The organism is Microbacterium sp. MYb72 (assembly GCF_002979415.1).
In the GTDB taxonomy this organism is placed as follows: domain Bacteria; phylum Actinomycetota; class Actinomycetes; order Actinomycetales; family Microbacteriaceae; genus Microbacterium; species Microbacterium natoriense.
Genome location: NZ_PCOT01000011.1, coordinates 84,140 through 100,313 on the forward strand (window position 1 = coordinate 84,140; position 16,174 = coordinate 100,313).

19 protein-coding genes and 1 tRNA gene are annotated in these 16,174 nt (G+C 67.6%); 4 read left to right on the forward strand and 16 right to left on the reverse strand.

Translation table 11 applies throughout. The features are described 5' to 3' along the window. Positions 1 to 27: 27 nt before the first annotated feature. From CQ047_RS19180 to CQ047_RS08360, 7 genes are all read right to left on the reverse strand, one after another. On the reverse strand, positions 28 to 135 hold the full coding sequence (locus tag CQ047_RS19180; protein WP_308116174.1) for a daptide-type RiPP: 108 nt from the start codon (positions 133 to 135) through the stop codon (positions 28 to 30). 36 nt (positions 136 to 171) lie between these two features. Beyond that, entirely contained in the window at positions 172 to 297 is a 126-nt protein-coding gene (locus CQ047_RS19090) for a daptide-type RiPP (protein ID WP_258132543.1), read from the reverse strand. A gap of 43 nt (positions 298 to 340) precedes the next feature. Beyond that, positions 341 to 469 carry a daptide-type RiPP gene (locus CQ047_RS19095; RefSeq protein WP_258132544.1) on the reverse strand — a complete coding sequence of 43 codons (129 nt, stop codon included), beginning with the start codon at positions 467 to 469 and terminating at the stop codon, positions 341 to 343. Further along, on the reverse strand, positions 466 to 1,629 hold the full coding sequence (locus CQ047_RS08345) for an iron-containing alcohol dehydrogenase (protein ID WP_146114300.1): 1,164 nt from the start codon (positions 1,627 to 1,629) through the stop codon (positions 466 to 468). The genes CQ047_RS19095 and CQ047_RS08345 overlap by 4 nt, the downstream gene beginning before the upstream one ends. Before the next feature lie 32 nt (positions 1,630 to 1,661). Next, entirely contained in the window at positions 1,662 to 2,915 is a 1,254-nt protein-coding gene (gene mpaD, locus CQ047_RS08350) for a daptide-type RiPP biosynthesis aminotransferase (RefSeq protein WP_105674140.1), read from the reverse strand. Then, a complete protein-coding gene (gene mpaB / locus CQ047_RS08355) occupies positions 2,912 to 3,970 on the reverse strand; it encodes a daptide biosynthesis RiPP recognition protein (RefSeq protein WP_258132545.1) in 1,059 nt (352 codons plus the stop codon). The genes mpaD and mpaB overlap by 4 nt, the downstream gene beginning before the upstream one ends. Positions 3,971 to 4,122: 152 nt before the next feature. Beyond that, positions 4,123 to 4,851: a DeoR/GlpR family DNA-binding transcription regulator gene (locus tag CQ047_RS08360; protein WP_105674144.1), complete on the reverse strand. Its 729-nt coding sequence runs from the start codon at positions 4,849 to 4,851 to the stop codon at positions 4,123 to 4,125. A gap of 56 nt (positions 4,852 to 4,907) precedes the next feature. On the opposite strand from CQ047_RS08360, the gene CQ047_RS08365 reads away from it, so the two are divergent. After that, positions 4,908 to 5,264, forward strand: coding sequence for a DUF4406 domain-containing protein (locus CQ047_RS08365; protein ID WP_105674146.1), 357 nt, complete (start codon positions 4,908 to 4,910; stop codon positions 5,262 to 5,264). A gap of 59 nt (positions 5,265 to 5,323) precedes the next feature. Further along, a tRNA-Ser gene (locus tag CQ047_RS08370) sits at positions 5,324 to 5,411 on the forward strand. A gap of 156 nt (positions 5,412 to 5,567) precedes the next feature. Here the strand turns inward: CQ047_RS08370 and CQ047_RS08375 are convergent. From CQ047_RS08375 to CQ047_RS08385, 3 genes are read right to left on the reverse strand one after another with little or no spacing between them, the layout of a single operon-like run. Then, a complete protein-coding gene (locus CQ047_RS08375) occupies positions 5,568 to 6,167 on the reverse strand; it encodes a GNAT family N-acetyltransferase (protein ID WP_146114301.1) in 600 nt (199 codons plus the stop codon). A 26-nt stretch (positions 6,168 to 6,193) separates the two neighbouring features. After that, entirely contained in the window at positions 6,194 to 6,826 is a 633-nt protein-coding gene (locus CQ047_RS08380; protein ID WP_223586014.1) for a phosphatase PAP2 family protein, read from the reverse strand. Between the two features lie 24 nt (positions 6,827 to 6,850). Further along, the gene (locus CQ047_RS08385; protein ID WP_374954056.1) at positions 6,851 to 8,209 is read right to left on the reverse strand and encodes a multidrug effflux MFS transporter; all 1,359 of its coding nucleotides are present in this window, start codon (positions 8,207 to 8,209) and stop codon (positions 6,851 to 6,853) included. 169 nt (positions 8,210 to 8,378) lie between these two features. Here CQ047_RS08385 and CQ047_RS08390 point away from each other — a divergent pair, with 169 nt between their 5' ends. Next, entirely contained in the window at positions 8,379 to 8,885 is a 507-nt protein-coding gene (locus CQ047_RS08390) for a hypothetical protein (protein ID WP_105674150.1), read from the forward strand. A 37-nt stretch (positions 8,886 to 8,922) separates the two neighbouring features. Here the strand turns inward: CQ047_RS08390 and CQ047_RS08395 are convergent, their stop codons facing one another. The 4 genes from CQ047_RS08395 to CQ047_RS08410 form a co-directional block, all read right to left on the reverse strand. Continuing rightward, on the reverse strand, positions 8,923 to 10,077 hold the full coding sequence (locus CQ047_RS08395; protein ID WP_105674152.1) for a cystathionine gamma-synthase: 1,155 nt from the start codon (positions 10,075 to 10,077) through the stop codon (positions 8,923 to 8,925). A gap of 54 nt (positions 10,078 to 10,131) precedes the next feature. Beyond that, entirely contained in the window at positions 10,132 to 11,088 is a 957-nt protein-coding gene (locus CQ047_RS08400) for a carbohydrate ABC transporter permease (RefSeq protein ID WP_105674154.1), read from the reverse strand. Next, complete coding sequence (locus tag CQ047_RS08405) at positions 11,085 to 12,224, reverse strand: carbohydrate ABC transporter permease (RefSeq protein WP_223586011.1); 1,140 nt, start codon at positions 12,222 to 12,224, stop codon at positions 11,085 to 11,087. The genes CQ047_RS08400 and CQ047_RS08405 overlap by 4 nt, the downstream gene beginning before the upstream one ends. A 104-nt stretch (positions 12,225 to 12,328) precedes the next feature. Further along, positions 12,329 to 13,645 carry an ABC transporter substrate-binding protein gene (locus CQ047_RS08410; RefSeq protein WP_105674156.1) on the reverse strand — a complete coding sequence of 439 codons (1,317 nt, stop codon included), beginning with the start codon at positions 13,643 to 13,645 and terminating at the stop codon, positions 12,329 to 12,331. 266 nt (positions 13,646 to 13,911) lie between these two features. Between CQ047_RS08410 and CQ047_RS08415 the strand changes: the two genes are divergently transcribed. Then, positions 13,912 to 14,919 carry a LacI family DNA-binding transcriptional regulator gene (locus tag CQ047_RS08415; RefSeq protein ID WP_105674158.1) on the forward strand — a complete coding sequence of 336 codons (1,008 nt, stop codon included), beginning with the start codon at positions 13,912 to 13,914 and terminating at the stop codon, positions 14,917 to 14,919. A gap of 114 nt (positions 14,920 to 15,033) precedes the next feature. Here the strand turns inward: CQ047_RS08415 and rplL are convergent, their stop codons facing one another. Together rplL and rplJ are read right to left on the reverse strand one after the other, a co-directional pair. Beyond that, positions 15,034 to 15,417, reverse strand: a complete 384-nt coding sequence (gene rplL, locus CQ047_RS08420) for a 50S ribosomal protein L7/L12 (protein ID WP_105674159.1) — start codon at positions 15,415 to 15,417, stop codon at positions 15,034 to 15,036. A 49-nt stretch (positions 15,418 to 15,466) separates the two neighbouring features. Further along, positions 15,467 to 15,955: a 50S ribosomal protein L10 gene (rplJ, locus tag CQ047_RS08425; RefSeq protein ID WP_105674161.1), complete on the reverse strand. Its 489-nt coding sequence runs from the start codon at positions 15,953 to 15,955 to the stop codon at positions 15,467 to 15,469. Between the last annotated feature and the right edge of the window lie 219 nt (positions 15,956 to 16,174).

Consider the following 16,174-nt stretch of genomic DNA (forward strand, 5'->3'; position numbering starts at 1 on the left):
TCGACTTCTTTCTTCAGGTGATGCTCATCAGGTGATGGCGACGACCGCGCCGATGAGGATGACGATGTCGCCGACGATGATGTACCAGGGCTCGGGCGCGTCCATCGTCTCGATCTCTTCGAAACTCAGGTCCATGTGCTCACCTCCTTCGAGGGTGTCGTTCGAGAGGACTCAGGTGGCGGCGAGGCCGATCAGGCCGAGGACGACGCCGATCTTGACCGCGGCGTACCAGGTCCAGAAATCGGGCGAGTCCATCGACTCCAGCTCTTCGAAGCGCAGCTCGTTCGAGATCTCCATGTGCTTTCACCTCCCTCCGGTGGTCGAATCGGGCGGCCGACGGCTACGTGAGGCCGGCGGCGATCACGACGATCGCGATCCCCATGCCGACTCCGTTCACGAAGTCGGACCACTCGGAGGGCGCGTCCATCGTCGGAAGCTCCTCGATCAGCAGATCCATGTCGTTCGTCATCTCCCCATCACCTCCTCTCCCTCTCTCGGGCGAATCGCAGAGCCGTCGAAGGACTCTGCGAAGATGCTCGCGACGGCGTCGCGGTCGAGGCGTCCGAGCGCAGGCAGCGGCGCGCCCCAGGAGGCGAGGCATCGCTCCACGACGGCATCGAGGACCGCCGGCGCCGGGGCGGAAATCGTCTGCAGGCCCCACCTCGATCGGAGGGCGATCAGCCCGTCGCCGGCGTCCTCCGGGAGCCCCGGCACCGCCTCGCGCATCCACGTCCAGCACATCGCCAGCCGCTCTGGCGACCCCCAGCGTGTGTCGCCGTCGGCGATGCGCCGCCAGATCGCCGGCAGGATCGCGAGCGTCGCCGGGATCTTGCGCGTCCCCGTCTCCCAGGAGAGCTCGTTCGCGAGGTACCAGTGCGGAGCCGCGTACGTGCGCCGGCCGACGAGCGCCCAGGAGCGATGCGTGGCAGCGCTCAGCTGAGAGGCGAACAGACGCTGCTCCGGGGAGAGGCGTCCTGCCCGCAGCTGCTCTGCGAGCCCCGTCGCGGCCATCACGATGCCGCGGGCATCGTGATCGGCCGCGAGACTCGGAGCGCTCCCGACCGCCGGTCCCAGCACGCGGAGGATCACCTCCATCAGTCCCTCGCCCTGCAGCATTCGCGGAAGCGTCGCGGTGTGCACGGGATCGAGCACCGCGCCGTCGGCCTGCAGTCGCGAACCGGAGAGCAGCCGTCGTCCCCACGACGTCGCGAGGCAGGCGACCCTGCTCGTCTCCGTGCCCGTGCCGAAAGTCGTCGAGATCAGAAGCAGCGGCAGATCCGGTCCCCTCCGCACGAGCAGGTCCGGCACCCGCACCAGGCCGCTCCGCCGCGCGAGGCTCTGCAGCGGGCCGGTCAGCTGCGGAGTCACGAGCAGCATCCGCACGATCTTCGCGGCGTCCATGACCGACCCTCCGCCCAGCGAGACGATCGACGTCGCGCCCCTCCCCGCGGCCACGAGGGTCGCGATCATGGCGGAGTCGAGGGCGGCAGCCTCCAGCGGGACATCGATCGCATCGCGCGGCAGAGCGAGGCCCTCGTGGGAGACCGCGGCATCGCGGAGGACGAGCGGGCGATCTCCGCGCGGAAAGCGCGTGAAGGCCGCCGCTGTGGCACCGGCTCCGGCGGTCACCCGCACCCTGCCGGAAGATTCGACGATGCCCCTCACGCGGCGGCCTCGTCGATGCCGTGCAGCACGGCGGTCTCCAGCTCATCGAGCTCCGCACGCTCGTAGACGTACGCGGGGATCAGCTGGATGCAGCTCGGCCCCGGTTGCACGAGAGCGCCCGCACGCCGGACGGCTGTGACGACACCGGCCACCTCCTCGCCGCTCAGCGGCTCCCCGTCGCGGGACAGGACGATGGCCCGGAAGCACCCGGCACCTCGGACGCCCGTGACATCGGGATGGTCGCCGATCCGCGCGAGGGCGCCATCCAGTCGGGCTGCGAGACGGCCGGCGAGCGCGGCGGCGTCCATCCTCACGAACTCGGAGAGGGTCGCGAGGATGGCGGCGCAGGATGCCGGGGTTCCCGCCTGCGTCTCGCCGTGCACGAAGACCGCGTCGGCACGGTCGAAGAGGTCGCAGATCTCTGCGGACACGAGGACGGCGGATGCCGCGGCCGCTCCGTTCGTCAACGCCTTCGAGAGCACCATGACGTCAGGAGCCACCGGCCATCGCGAGGAGGCGAAGAGGGGTCCGGTCCGGGCGAAACCGGTGGCCACCTCATCGGCGACGAGGGCGATATCGTGGCTCGCACGGATCTCCGCCACCGCTGCCAGGAAGTCGTCGTCGAGCGGGAACGCTCCCGAACCGAGAAGCGGCTCGAGCACGAGCGCGGCGATCCGCTCCCCCTCCCTGGCGAACAGGTGGCGGAGCTGCGCGCCTCCGTCGACCGTGGACACGTGTCGAACGCCTCTGCGATCGGCCGAGTACACCGTCTGGCCGAGTGCGTCGCCGCTGAGGCTCAACGCACCGTACGTCAGCCCGTGGTATCCCCCGTGCAGACCGACGACGATGGTGCGTTCGGGGCGCCCCCTCAGCGCGGCCGCCTGACGGACCAGTTTCATGGTCAGATCGTTCGCCGCAGACCCCGATGTCGAGAACAGCACGCGCGCGAACCTCTCGGACCCCGTGATGTCGAGCAGTGCCTCCGCTGCTTCCTCGGCGTACGTGTGGGACGACCGGAAGAGCGAGAGATAGGACGCCGAGCGCAGCGCCTCGGCGACACGGTCCGCCACGGCGGCGTTCCCGTAGCCGAGCGGCACGTTCCACAGGCCGCTCGTGGCGCACAGTCGCGCCACGCCGTCGGCGCCGTGGACGCGGACGCCCTCCGCGCTGGTCGCCTTCGCGGACGGGTCGTTCCAGGCGCGGCGGGCCGTCAGGCTCTGCCAGACCGCGTGCCGTGCACCGCCCGTCATGCCACCGCACCGGAGAAGGAGAGGAGATCGACGCCCGCGTCGGCGAATCGCGCCCTGATCTCGGAGACGGCAGCGCCGGCCGACGCGGGCGAGCTGCCGGCATCCTCGGCGAGCATCTCGGCGGCGAGGGCCTCGTCTCCGGTCGCGATGAGGCATTCGGCCCCGCGCGCGGCATCCGCTCCGAGCCGGAAGCGACGACGGGTCCTCGGCTCGACGAGGACGAAGTCGCCGTCGAACCCGGTCACCAGGAACGGCGCCTCCGGTGATGTCGCGGCCGCCGCACGCCGGCGATCGTCGAGCGCCCCGACGAGATGACCGCCGAATCCGGAGATCGCGGGCTGTGCATGCGCACCGTCCCACTGCCGCAGCAGATCGAGCGCCGCGATGTACCGTCCGAGCCACGGTCGGGATGCGACCGCGTCGTCGAACTCGCTCCTGGCGACGATGCGCTCGAAAGCTCGGCCGGGTCCTGCGGACGCCGCGGCCGCCGCGTCGAGCTCCTCCCGCAGATCGCCGATGACGCCGAGCAGCACGCCGTCCGGGCCGTCGCGGTACTCTCCCGCGGCGGTCACGTGCACTCGCACGAGTTCCGCTCCGGTGTCGAGCCCCGAGAACGACGCCCGCGAGTCCAGGAGCACCGCGCCGCTGAGGAGCTGCTCCACGAACACACCGGATGCTCTGGCCGTGTCGGCGTCCTGGAGGAACGCGTCGAGGCCGGCCGCCGAGTTCTGCTGCACGACGGTCAGCCCGACGATCGAGATGAAGGGCGCCGCCAGGTAGTCCTGCAGCTCGAAGGCGTGTCGGCCGTCGAGCAGCATCTCATCGCCGGCGTCCTGGAAGGAGCCGGTGTATCCGACCTCGTGACCGTCCGAGCCGATGTCGGCGCCCGGCGCGAAGATGATGTCGGATCCGGTGCAGATCCGGCGGACCTCGTCGAGGTGGGCACCGGCTTCCAGGAAGAAGACGGTTCCCTCCACGATCGATCGCCGGGCGCTGACGTACTGCTCGAAGGCGGCCGCCGTCCGGTGATTCGTACTCGTCGTCGAAGACGTCATGTCCACGCTCCCCCCAGTGCGTTCTCCGTGGGGCGTGAACACGGAGACTCAGATTCAGGGGGCTCCGCATCCTCCGTCGAAGCCCCTCATATGAGGACTATACGCACTTGGACGTGGTCGATTAACCGGCACTTAGAGGGGAATCCCGCCTCTCATCCGAGTTCACGCAGGATCGGGTTCTCATCCTGCGGATCCGCGATGACCTTCGTGATCTCGTCGAGCCCCAGCACGGGGAAGCGCGAGACGGCGCCGATCTTCTCCTCGCTCGCCAGCACGAACACGTCGGCGCATCGAGCGGCGATCGCTCGCTTGGTGACGGCGTCATCGAGGCGCCCGGTCGTGCAGCCGTGATCCGGATGGATGCCGGTCACGCCGAGGAAGAACGCGTCCGCTCCCAGTCGCCCGATCGCCTCGAGTGCGAATCCTCCCGCGGCGACGAGGGAGTGTCGATCGAGTTCGCCTCCGACCATGAGCACGCGGGCGGCCGAATGATCCAGCGCGGTCAGCGCCACGGTGGGACTCGGGGTGATCACGGTGAGGTCGGCGCCGTGCGGCAGCATCCTCGCCATCGTGAGCGTCGTCGTCCCGGCATCCAGGACCACCGTGGAGCCGGGCTGGATCAGCGCCACGGCCGCGCGCGCGACGCGCTCCTTGCTCTCCGACGCGACAGCGAGCCGCCGGGCCACCGGGGCGTCGGCCTCGGGGACGGGCAGCGCTCCGCCGTAGACGCGGATGCAGGCGCCGGCATCCGCCAGCTCGCGCAGATCGCGGCGGATCGAGTCCTCGGAGACGCCGAGGTCGGCCGCGACCTCCTTGGCGACGACCCTCCCCTTCTTCCGCAGGACGGTTAGGAGATGATCCTTGCGCTGCGCACCCAGCATTCCCACTTCTTCCTGTTGTTGCATGATCTTGCACGGTTAACGCTACAGTGTCCGACATGAAGAATCCACTGATGATCCTGATCGCCGGCCCCTATCGCTCCGGCACGGGCGGAGACCCGGATGCGATCGCGCGCAACCTCGAACGTCTGGAGGAGTCGGCCGCTCCCCTTCACCGCCTCGGCCACGTGCCGATGATCGGCGAGTGGGTGGCGCTGCCGGTGCTGCGCGGCCTGTCGGACGAGGAGACGGAGCGCGGTGACGTCATGTACGAGGTCGCCGCCCGCCTGCTGCAGCACTGCGATGCGGTGCTGCGTCTGCCAGGAGAGTCGTCTGGTGCGGACACCGATGTGCGGATCGCCCGGGAGCGCGGCATCCCCGTCTACTTCTCGATCGACGAGGTCCCCGCCGCCTGACCTCTCGCCTGTGTCACGGGGCACCCGGCCGATCGGATAGACTGTTCAGGTTGTTCCCTGGTGACGTGTCCGAGCGGCCGAAGGAGCACGCTTGGAAAGCGTGTGTTGTGCAAGCAACCGCGGGTTCGAATCCCGCCGTCACCGCCAAACGTAAAACGGCCCTCGCGAAGCGGGGGCCGTTTTACGTTTATCTGATGCTGTGGGATTCGGGGAGCCCTGAGCGCAGCGAAGAGCGGAGTCCCGCCGTCACCGCCACTCGCGACATCCCTCGCAAAGCGGCCCCCGCAAGCACCCCTCCGCGTCTCAGTCGAACAGCACCCCGTAGCTCTTCCCGCCGGGCGCCGCGGGGAGCTCCGTCATCCCCAGCCGCTCGTAGAACGCGGCGGCGCCGGTGTTCTCGGGGTCCATGCCGAGGTGCAGTCCCCGCACCCCGCGGCGACGGAGCTCGGCGAACAGCGTCTCGATAAGCGCGCGTCCGAGTCCCTGCCCTTGAGTCTCGGGGAGCAGGTCGATGTGCAGATGAGCGGGGTACTCCGCGGCGTTGGCGTCGATGCCGGGGGCACGGCCGTAGCCGTACTCGACCATGCGGTCCTCACGGGTCACGACGGAGTCGGGCCGCGGATGCTTCTCGTGGAACGCCGGCCACCACTCGTTGCGGAACCAGGTGTTGAAGGCGTCGGTGTCGTCGGTCGCGACGATGTACCCGATGGCTCGGCCGTCTTCGGACTCGACGATCCACGCGAGGTCGGGGTGCCGTTCGACGTACGGGACGGCGAACAGGTCTCCCCAGAGCGCATCGTCGGAGAGGATGCCGGTGGCGTCGGTGCCGGCATCCGCCGTCCTGAGGCAGATCTCGTACATCGCTGCACGGTCGCTCGGGCGATAGGGACGGATGACAGACACGGGAGCTCCTCAGCGGGTTCGGGTTTTCAGACTATCGGCGCGGGTTCGCGCGGGGACCGCAGCCCCTGCACCCACGGCAGCAGCCATGCCGCGAGGAGCAGCACTGTCGCCGCTCCGACGAGGGCGCCACCGAGGGTGTCGGTGGCCCAGTGCACCGACAGGAAGGTGCGGGAGAGCGCCATGGCGACGATCCAGACCGCTCCGGCGATCGCCGTCCACACCCGCGGGAACAGCACCCAGACGACGAGCGCGATCGTCGCGGCGTTGGCGGTGTGCCCGGAGGGGAACGACCCGAAGTCGCTCGCCACGATCATGTCGTCGGGTCGCGCCCGACCGAACAGGTGCTTGAGGATCTGCACGGCTCCGGCGCTGGCGGCGAAGCAGAGCGCCGCGAACACCGCGGCACGCCATCGCCGAGCGAGCAGCAGCGCGAGCACGGCGAGCAGCGGTACAGCGAGGACCGCGATCCATCCCCCGCCGATGGCGTTGAGCACCATCGCGAAGTCGACCATCGCCTCTCCGCGGTGCGCGGAGACGAAGTCGTTCCACCACGTGTCGAATCCCGGCGGCTCGGAGTAGCCGAACACGATCACGGCTCCGAGCAGCACGGCGGCGGCGAGCAGACCGAGGCCCCACCACAGCAGCATCCGTCTTCTCATCGGACCATTCTCCCCGAGCGGCGATCAGGGGGCGAGCATCTCGACCGTACGCGGGCGCACGATGAGCCACAGGGCGATCACGCCGATCGCTGCGCACCCGACCATGACGGAGGCCATCGTGGTCGCGGTGATCCCCGCGCCCTTCGACACCCAGCCGACGACCGGCGAGATGAGACCGGCGACGCCGAAGTTGGTGGCTCCGATGACGGATGCCGCCGTGCCCGCCGCCTTGCCGTGGCGGTCGAGCGCGAGGACCTGCACGTTCGGGAACGTGAAGCCGCAGGCCGTCATGAAGACGAACAGCGGGATGACGGTGCCCCACAGACCGAGGCCCAGCTGGTCGGTCACGATGATCGCGATGCCCGCGATGAGCAGCACGCCGGTGGAGTACGCCATGACCCACTGCGGCCCGAACCGGGCGGCGAGTCGCGCCGCGACCTGGACTCCCGCGACGACCCCGAGGGAGTTCACCGCGAAGAGGAGGCCGTACTGCTGCGCATCCAGCCCGTGCGTCTGCTGGAAGAGGAAGGGAGAGGCGGAGAGGTAGGAGAACAGCCCGGAGAACGTCATGCCGCCGATGATCAGCACGCCGATGAACACCCGATCGCTGAACACCGAGCGGTACCGCTGCAGCACGGTGGCGCCGCCGCGGTCCTGTCGACGCGCCACGGGGAGCGTCTCGGGGATGAAGAAGATCGTGGAGACCAGCATCACGACCCCGTACACGGCGAGGACGCCGAAGATGCCGCGCCAGGGCATGAGCGTGAGCAGCCACGATCCGATCAGTGGGGCGATCACCGGGGCGACGCCCGAGACCAGGGCCAAACGCGACAGCATGACGACGAGGCGACGTCCACCGAAGAGGTCGCGCACGATCGCCATGGCGACGACGCCACCGGCCGCGGCACCCACACCCATGAGCACGCGGGCGGCGCTGAGCAGGAGCAGATCGGGGGCGAAGGCGGCGCCGACGCTCGCGAGCACGTGCAGCGCCGTGACGGCGATGAGCGGGGCCCTGCGGCCGACCTTGTCGCTGAGCGGGCCGACGACCAGCTGTCCGAGGGCGAAGCCGATCATGGTGCCCGTGAGGGTCAGCTGGATCGCCGCGGCCGTGGTGTCGAAGTCGCGCTCGAGCACGGGGAACGCGGGCAGGTACAGATCGATCGTGAACGGGCCGAGCGCGGTGAGCGCGCCGAGGAGCACGATGTAGAGAAGGCGACGGCCATTCGAGATCGAATCCCCGGGGTGCAGCATGATCGGCGCGGTCGCCGGGTTGGCCCCCAGGGTGCGGATCGCGCCGGTCGCCGAGGGGACGCGGATGCTCCCCGTCGCGGTGCGCTCGGGGTCGTTCGAGGCGGGGTCGGTCGTGGGCGCGTCAGACACAGAGGGCTTTCGAGAGGAGCGGATGCCGTCGAATCGATTCGACAACGAGACTCCATGTTACCGCTCGACAGCCGTGAGTTCATCACCGAGAAACCTGTCCAGGCCGTCGCAGATGGTCGATCCCGGGCGAGGTCGGTCCTCCATCGCCGAGACTTGGCATGATCTCTCTATGGGCTTCTCTCTGCACTTCTTCAACCTCGGCGACGGTGACGTCGTCGATGCCGACCGCACAGGGATCGAAGAGTTCCTCACCGCCAGAGATCTCCACGTGGAGGGGGAGGCCGGCAACAGTGCCATCGTCGACTCGTCCGGTCAGCGGCTCGCCTTCGATGGATTCTGGAGCGATCTGCACATCGACCCGCTCGACCAGGAGGATGCGGTCAGCGGTGGGATCGATCACGCCACCCTGACGGCATCCGAGTGCGCCTTCATCTACGGTCTCTGCTCCGCCGGGAGGATGATGATCGTCAACCCCCAGGGCGACCCTCTGTACATCGTCGTCGGACGCACGCACAGCGAGGATGACGTCCCCGAACCCGATGACACCGTCTGGGTCGAGTCGCCGGAAGAGCTCGCGAACGCGCTCGGGTCAGGCTTCGGAGAGTTCCGGGAGTTCCTGCAGAGAGTGCAGGCCACGCAGGATGACCTCGAAGCCCCTCGTCCCGACGTACCCTAGCCGGAAGCCGCGCGGAACGACCAGCGCGCCAAGAGCCTCAGCGGGTGATCTTCTCCAGGGCCTGTTCCAGATCCGCGATCAGATCGGCCACATCCTCGATGCCCACCGAGAGGCGGACGACGTTCTCCGGAACCGCGAGAGCAGTGCCACGCACAGAGGCGTGCGTCATGTCGGAGGGGTAGCTGATGAGCGACTCCACTCCCCCGAGCGACTCGGCCAGCTGGAAGACCGAGGTGGACGACGCGAACGCCCGTGCAGCGTCAGGACCCGCGGAGAGGGCGAGCGACAGCATCCCCCCGAATCCGCTCATCTGCGCGGCAGCGATCTCGTGTCCCGGGTGCGACGCCAGACCCGGGTAGTACACGGTCTCGAACTCGGGACGGGACGCGGCCCACTCCGCGACGGCCTGGGCGTTCTCGGAATGCTGGCGCACCCGGACCGCGAGAGTCTTGATGCCGCGGCTGGTCAGCCAGGCGTCCAGAGGCGCGGACACGGCTCCGACCGCAAACTGCTGGAACTTGATCTGGTCGTAGAAGCGATCGTCGGCGAACACGACGGCGCCGCCGAGCACGTCGGAGTGCCCGCCGAGGTACTTGGTGGCCGAGTGCACGATCAGGTCGGCGCCGAGAGACAGCGGCTGCTGCAGCGCCGGTGAGGCGAAGGTGTTGTCGACGACGAGGACGGTCCCCGCGTCGTGGGCGATGCCGGCGAGCGCGGCGATGTCGACGATCTTGAGAAGCGGATTGCTCGGGGTCTCGACCCAGACGATCTTCGTCTCCGGACGGATCGCCGCGGCGACCTCGTCGGCATCGGAGAGTTCGACGGTCGTGGTCTCGATGCCCCACGGCGCCAGCACCTTGGTGAGCAGGCGGTACGTGCCGCCGTAGACGTCGTTGCCGAGCAGCACGTGATCGCCGGGCTTGAGGATGCCGCGCAGCAGCGCGTCCTCCGCGGCGAGGCCCGATGCGAAGGAGAGCGCGTGCGCGCCGCCTTCGAGCGCGGCCAACTGGGTCTCCAGGGCCGAGCGCGTGGGGTTGCCCGCACGGTTGTACTCGTAGCCGTCGCGGAAGCCGCCGATGCCGTCCTGGACGTGGGTGGACGCCTGGTGGATCGGAGGGATGATCGAACCCGTCGTGGGGTCCGGCGCCTGACCTGCGTGGATGGCTCGGGTGGCGAATGCGTGATCGGACATGTCTTTCAGACTACGTCCGCATTCGCCACCCGAGCTCCACCGTTACGGTCCGGGTCAGCCCTTCGTCGAGCCCGCGAGCAGGCCGCGGACGAAGTACCGCTGGAGCGAGAAGAACACGATCAGCGGAACGATGATCGACACGAAGGCGCCCGCGGTGAGCAGGTACCAGTCGTTTCCTCGCGTTCCGGTGATCTCGGCCAGCAGCTTCGTGATCGGCGCCGCTGCCCCGTCGGCGAAGACGAGGGCCACGAGCAGGTCGTTCCACACCCAGAGGAACTGGAAGATCGCGACCGACGCGATCGCCGGCATCGTCAGCGGCAGCACCACCCGGAAGAAGATCTGCCCGCGCGATGCACCATCGACGCGCGCGGCCTCGATGATCTCGCCGGGGATCTCCGACATGAAGTTGTGCAGCAGGTAGATCGCCAGCGGCAGCGCGAACATCGTGTGCGCGAACCACACCTGCGCGTAACCCTGGGAGGCCTCGAGCGGCGTCGTGATCTGCACGCCGAAGAGGTTGATCCCTCGCGAGAACGAGCTGAGCAACGGCACCAGGGCCATCTGGATCGGCACGATCTGCAGAGCGAACACGAAGATGAACAGCGCGTTGCGTCCCTTGAAGTCGATCCACGCGAACGCGTAGGCCGCCATCGACGCGATCATCAGCGGGATGAGCGTCGCCGGGATCGTGATCGCGATGGAGTTCACGAACGACTCGACGATGGTCAGCTGAGTGGTGCCCGACTGCAGCACCTCGACGTAGTTCTCCAGCGTCACCTGCGGGTTGGCGAAGAACTCCCACCATCCGCTCGAGGAGATCTGATCCTTCGGACGGAACGAGGAGATGAACAGCCCCAGCGTCGGGATGGTCCACAGCACCGCGATGATGATCGAGGCGATGGACGCCCAGGGGCGCGAGAGCCGCTTGCGGGCGCGCCCGGCGGAGGCCTCCAGCCTGCCCCCGGTCGTGATCGCGCGGGTGCTCTGAGAATCGGTGGTCACGGCGCTCATCGGATCTCCCGCTGCTTCTTGATCTGGCGTGCGTTGTAGATGACGATCGGCAGCACCAGGAGGAACAGGATCACCGAGAGCGCTGCGCTCCGACCCGCCTCGAACTTCGAGAACTGCGTGTACATCTCATTGGCGAGCACCGAGGTGCCGTAGTTTCCGGCCGTCATGGTGCGCACGATGTCGAACACCTTCAGCGAGGCGATCGAGATCGTGGTCAGCACGACGATCAGGGCGGGGCGGATCGACGGGACCGTGACCGACCAGAAGCGCTGCCAGGCGTTCGCGCCGTCGAGCTCTGCCGCTTCCAGGAGCTCCTGCGGAACGCCCTTGATGGATGCCGAGAGCACGACCATCGCGAAACCGGTCTGCACCCAGATCAGCACCACGATGAGGAACAGGTTGTTCCACGGCTGGTTCAGCAGCCACTGCTGCGGAGTTCCGCCGAACCAGACCAGGATCTGGTTCAGGAGGCCGATCTGCTTGAACTCGGCGCCGCGGTACTCGTACATGAACCGCCAGATGATGCCGGCGCCGACGAACGAGATCGCCATCGGCATGAACACCAGCACCTTGTAGATCTTCTCGCCGCGGGTGCGGTCGATGAACACCGCGTAGGCGAGGCCCACGAGCGTCGAGACGGTCGGCACGAGCAGCACCCAGATGATCGAGTTGATCACGGAGGTGATGCCGTCTGACTGGGTGAAGATCCAGATGTAGTTGGTGAAGCCCACGAACTCCTTGCCCGTCGAGCTCCAGAACGACGTGTACATCGTCTGGATCGAGGGGAGGATGAGGCCCACGAGCAGCAGCAGCATCGCCGGCGCCATGAACGCCACCAGCTGGATCAGGTACCCCGCCCCGTCACGCGAACGGAAGTCGAGGAGGAAGAACACGGCGCCGACGACGACGGCGACGCCCATAGCCCAGTAGTAGGACTGGAAGAACCACATCACGGCGAGCGGGATGAGAAGGCACATGGCCAGACGCACGCCGGTGTAGAGGGCTCCCTTGCGTGGAGCTATGTCCACCAGCAGCAGGATGATGGCGACGACCACCGCGAATGCGATGACGACGACCACAGCCTGCAGGATCGGCGGGAGCATGCCGATCCATCCGAAGAAATCTTTCGCGGTCACGGATTCCCCTTCATGACGCAGAACAGAATGTCAGGTCCGGGCGACGATGCACGGGCCTGTGAGAGCACGAGGGCCGCCCCGACGGGGGCGGCCCTCGTCACCGATCAGCTGGCGGGCCAGCCGGTCTGGATCTGGGTCAGGACCGCATCGGTCGAGTCGCCGTTGATCCAGGCGACCATGCCCTTCCAGAAGGTGCCGGCGCCGACGGCGCCGGGCATCAGGTCACTGCCGTCGAAACGGAACGTGGTGTCCTTGTCCTGGAGGATCTTGATGGTCTCCTGCAGGATGGGGTCCTTCGCGTTCTCGGGGTCGAGGCCGTTGTTGGCGCTCGTCACGCCGCCGAGGCTGACGCGGCTGTTCGCCCACTCCGGGCTGGACAGGTATGCCAGCACCTTCTGCGTGGCCTCGGAGTCACTGAACGCGCCGACGATCTCGCCACCACCGGTGACCGTCGTCTCACCCTCGGTCTCGCCCGGGAGCATGAACGCCCACACGTCGCCCTCGGGCGAGATGTCGGTGCCCTTCGGGTAGAAGCCTGAGAGGAACGACGCCTGGTGCGTCAGAGCGCACGAGCCGTCCGCCACCTTCGGAGCCACATCGCCGAACGCCGTCGAGTTGATCGAGCGCACGTCGCCGAAGCCGGCGTTGACGTAGTTCGGGTCGAGCAGGATCTTCCCCACGGAGTCGAACGCGCCCTTGATCGCGGGGTCGGTGAAGGGGACCTCTCCAGTGACCCACTTGTCATAGACGTCGGCGCCCGACTGGCGGAGCACGTAGTCCTCGATCCAGTCGGTGCCCGGCCAGCCGGTGGCCGTGCCGGACTCGAAGCCGGCGCACCACGGAGCGGTGCCGGTCTTCGACTGGATGGACGCGGTGAGCGTGTTCAGCTCGTCGAGCGTCTTGGGAACCTCGACGCCCCACTCCTTGAACTTCGTCGGCGAGTACCAGATCCAGCCCTTGACGTTCGCCATGAGCGGCGCACCGTAGAAGGTGTCGTCGACCGTGCCGTACTTGACCCAGTCCTTCGTCCAGTACTTGTTGGCGTTGTCCTCGACGTCCTTCGGAGCCGGCTTGAGGTAGTCGCGGCTCGCGAAGTCGGCGAACAGACCGGGCTGCGGGAAGATCGCGATGTCAGGCGGGTTGCCGCCCTGTGCGCGGGTGCCGAGCTGCGTCTCGAAGTCCTGGCTGCCCTCGTACTTGATGGTGATGTCGTTCTCCTTGGCCCAGTCGGCCCAGGACTGCTGGAGGAGCTTCGCCTCGTCGTCGACGATCGTTCCGTAGATCGTGACGGTCTTGCTGTCGCTCGATCCGCCGCCTCCGCCGCTCGGTGCTCCGGGTGCCCCACACCCGGCGAGCGCGATACCAGCGACCCCCAGTAGTGCCAGCGGTGCGAACCGCCGTGAACGCTGTGACAGACCCATGTGGTTTCTCCTCTTCGAGTAACTGGCCCCCACCTCGACCGCGCCCCTCACGGCGCGATCGGGAACCGATTCCAGGACAACCTACCGGCCGCGAACGCCCCGACACAATCGGGAATTATCACAAGCTCGCAACCTTTCTGATGGATCCCCCAGATCTGTGGGAGCGCTCCCTCGCCGAAAGTGTGGAACCGGTTCCCTTCGAGGACTCCGAAAGGCTACGCTGTCAAGGGTCTGCCGACGCAGACCAGGGTCGAGGAGGACCGGGGATGAGCACGATCGCCGATGTCGCGGCTCGCGCAGGCGTGTCCAAGGCGACGGCGAGTCGGGCTCTCAGCGGGAACGGCTATGTCTCGGATGACACCCGCAAGCGGGTGCAGGATGCCGCATCCGAACTCGCCTACGTCGGGCATTCCTCCGCGGTCAGCCTCGCAACAGGACGCACGGGAACCGTAGGGGTGGTCATGCCCCCTGTGGATCGGTGGTTCTTCTTCGAGCTGCTCTCCGGCATCCAGGACGCGCTGCTCGCACTCGACTACGACCTGGCGCTCTACGGGATAAAAGAGAGCACGACCACTCGGCAGCAGCTCTTCGACACCGTGCTGCCGCGGCGCCGCTTCGACGGGATCATCGCCGTCGGCATCCAGCCGAGCGCTCACGAGCTGGAGAGGCTGCAGCGCTCCGAGAGCCCTCTCGTATGCGTCGGCGCGTACAGCGAGGACTCCAGCGCGGTGTCGATCGATGATGTCTCAGCCGGCCGTATAGCGACCGAGCATCTGCTGGATCTCGGGCACACGCACATCGCATTCGTCGGGGGGTCCGCTGACAGCTCACGCCTCAGCGTGGGCGACGCCCTCCGCGCCGAAGGGTATCGAGAAGCTCTCTCCGCGGCGGGCCTGTCGGCATCCGCGCGCTTCGTGGAGGCGACTCCGAACATGCCCGGCGGATACGAGACCGCCGTCGAGCTCCTCGGGGACCGCAGACGGCGCCCGACCGCGATCGTCGGAGTCTGCGACGAAGTGGCTATCGGGGCCACCATCGCAGCCCGCCGGCTGGGCATCGCCGTGCCGACCGAGCTGAGCATCATCGGTGTCGACGATCATCAGCATGCCGCGATGTTCAGCTTGACCACCATCAGGCAATCTCCGCGAGAGCAGGGCGCAGAGGCTGTGCGACTCCTGCAGCAGCGCATGGAGAACCCTGACTCCCCGCCCGAGCGCGTGGTCACGGCATCCGCCCTCGTGGTGCGCAACTCGACCTCCGCGCCGCGCACCTGAACCCGGCCGACGAACCAGCCCCGGCATGCACGAAGGCCCCGGGGACGAACCCGGGGCCTTCGTTGAAGCGTCGAGACGCAATCGGGTCGGAGCGCGAGGGCCGACCCTGACGGATTACTTGAGGGTAACCGTGGCGCCTGCCTCTTCGAGAGCAGCCTTGGCCTTCTCGGCGGTCTCCTTGTTCGCGCCCTCGAGCACGGCCTTGGGAGCGCCGTCGACGACAGCCTTGGCCTCGCCGAGGCCGAGCGAGGTGAGCTCGCGGACGGTCTTGATGACCTGGATCTTCTTGTCGCCAGCGGCCTCGAGGATGACGTCGAAGGAGTCCTTCTCTTCCTCAGCCTCAGCAGCGCCTGCGCCACCCGCAGCGCCGGCGACGGCGACGGGAGCAGCAGCGGTGACCTCGAACTTCTCCTCGAACGCCTTCACGAAGTCGTTGAGCTCGATGAGGGTCAGGCCAGCGAACTGCTCGAGCAGCTCTTCGGTGGTGAGCTTCGCCATGATGTATCTCCTAGATAGATGGTTTTTGTTGAACGAGATCGCCGGTCGCTTACGCGGCCTCTGCGGTCTCCAGCTTTTCGCGAAGAGCATCGATGGTGGCCGCAGCCTTGCCCATCGTGGCCTTCATCATGCCCGCAGCCTTCGCCAGCAGAACCTCACGGCTCTCGAGCGAGGCGTACTTGTTGACCTCGTCGGCGTTCAGGGCGTTGCCCTCGAAGATGCCGGACTTGATCACGAGAAGCGGGTTGGCCTTGGCGAAGTCACGCAGAGCCTTGGCAGTGGCGACGAAGTCACCGTGCACGAACGCGACGGCCGACGGACCCTTGAGGTCGTCGTCCAGCGCGGTGATGCCAGCCTTGTTGGCGGCGATCTTGGTCAGCGTGTTCTTCACCACGGCGTACTCAGCGTCCTGACGGATGCTGTTGCGCAGCTCCTTGAGCTGGGCAACCGTCAGACCGCGGTACTCGGTCAGCAGAACGGCGGACGAGTTCTCGAATGACTTCGTGAGCTCGGCAACCGATGCATCCTTCTGCGCCATGGTCACTCCTTGATGTGTTCGGGATGCTCCACGACGGTGGAGCATCGGCCTCGACCACCCGGTGCCCTGAAAATGAGAAGAGCTCCGGCGCAAGCGCACGGAGCTCAGAGAAGTTCGTGACACCTGCGCGGGCCCCTGCATTGCAGAGCTTCGACCGTCTTGCACTCACGCGCACGACGATGACCAGCGGTCTTCGGTTGCCCCCACTCTACCCCACCC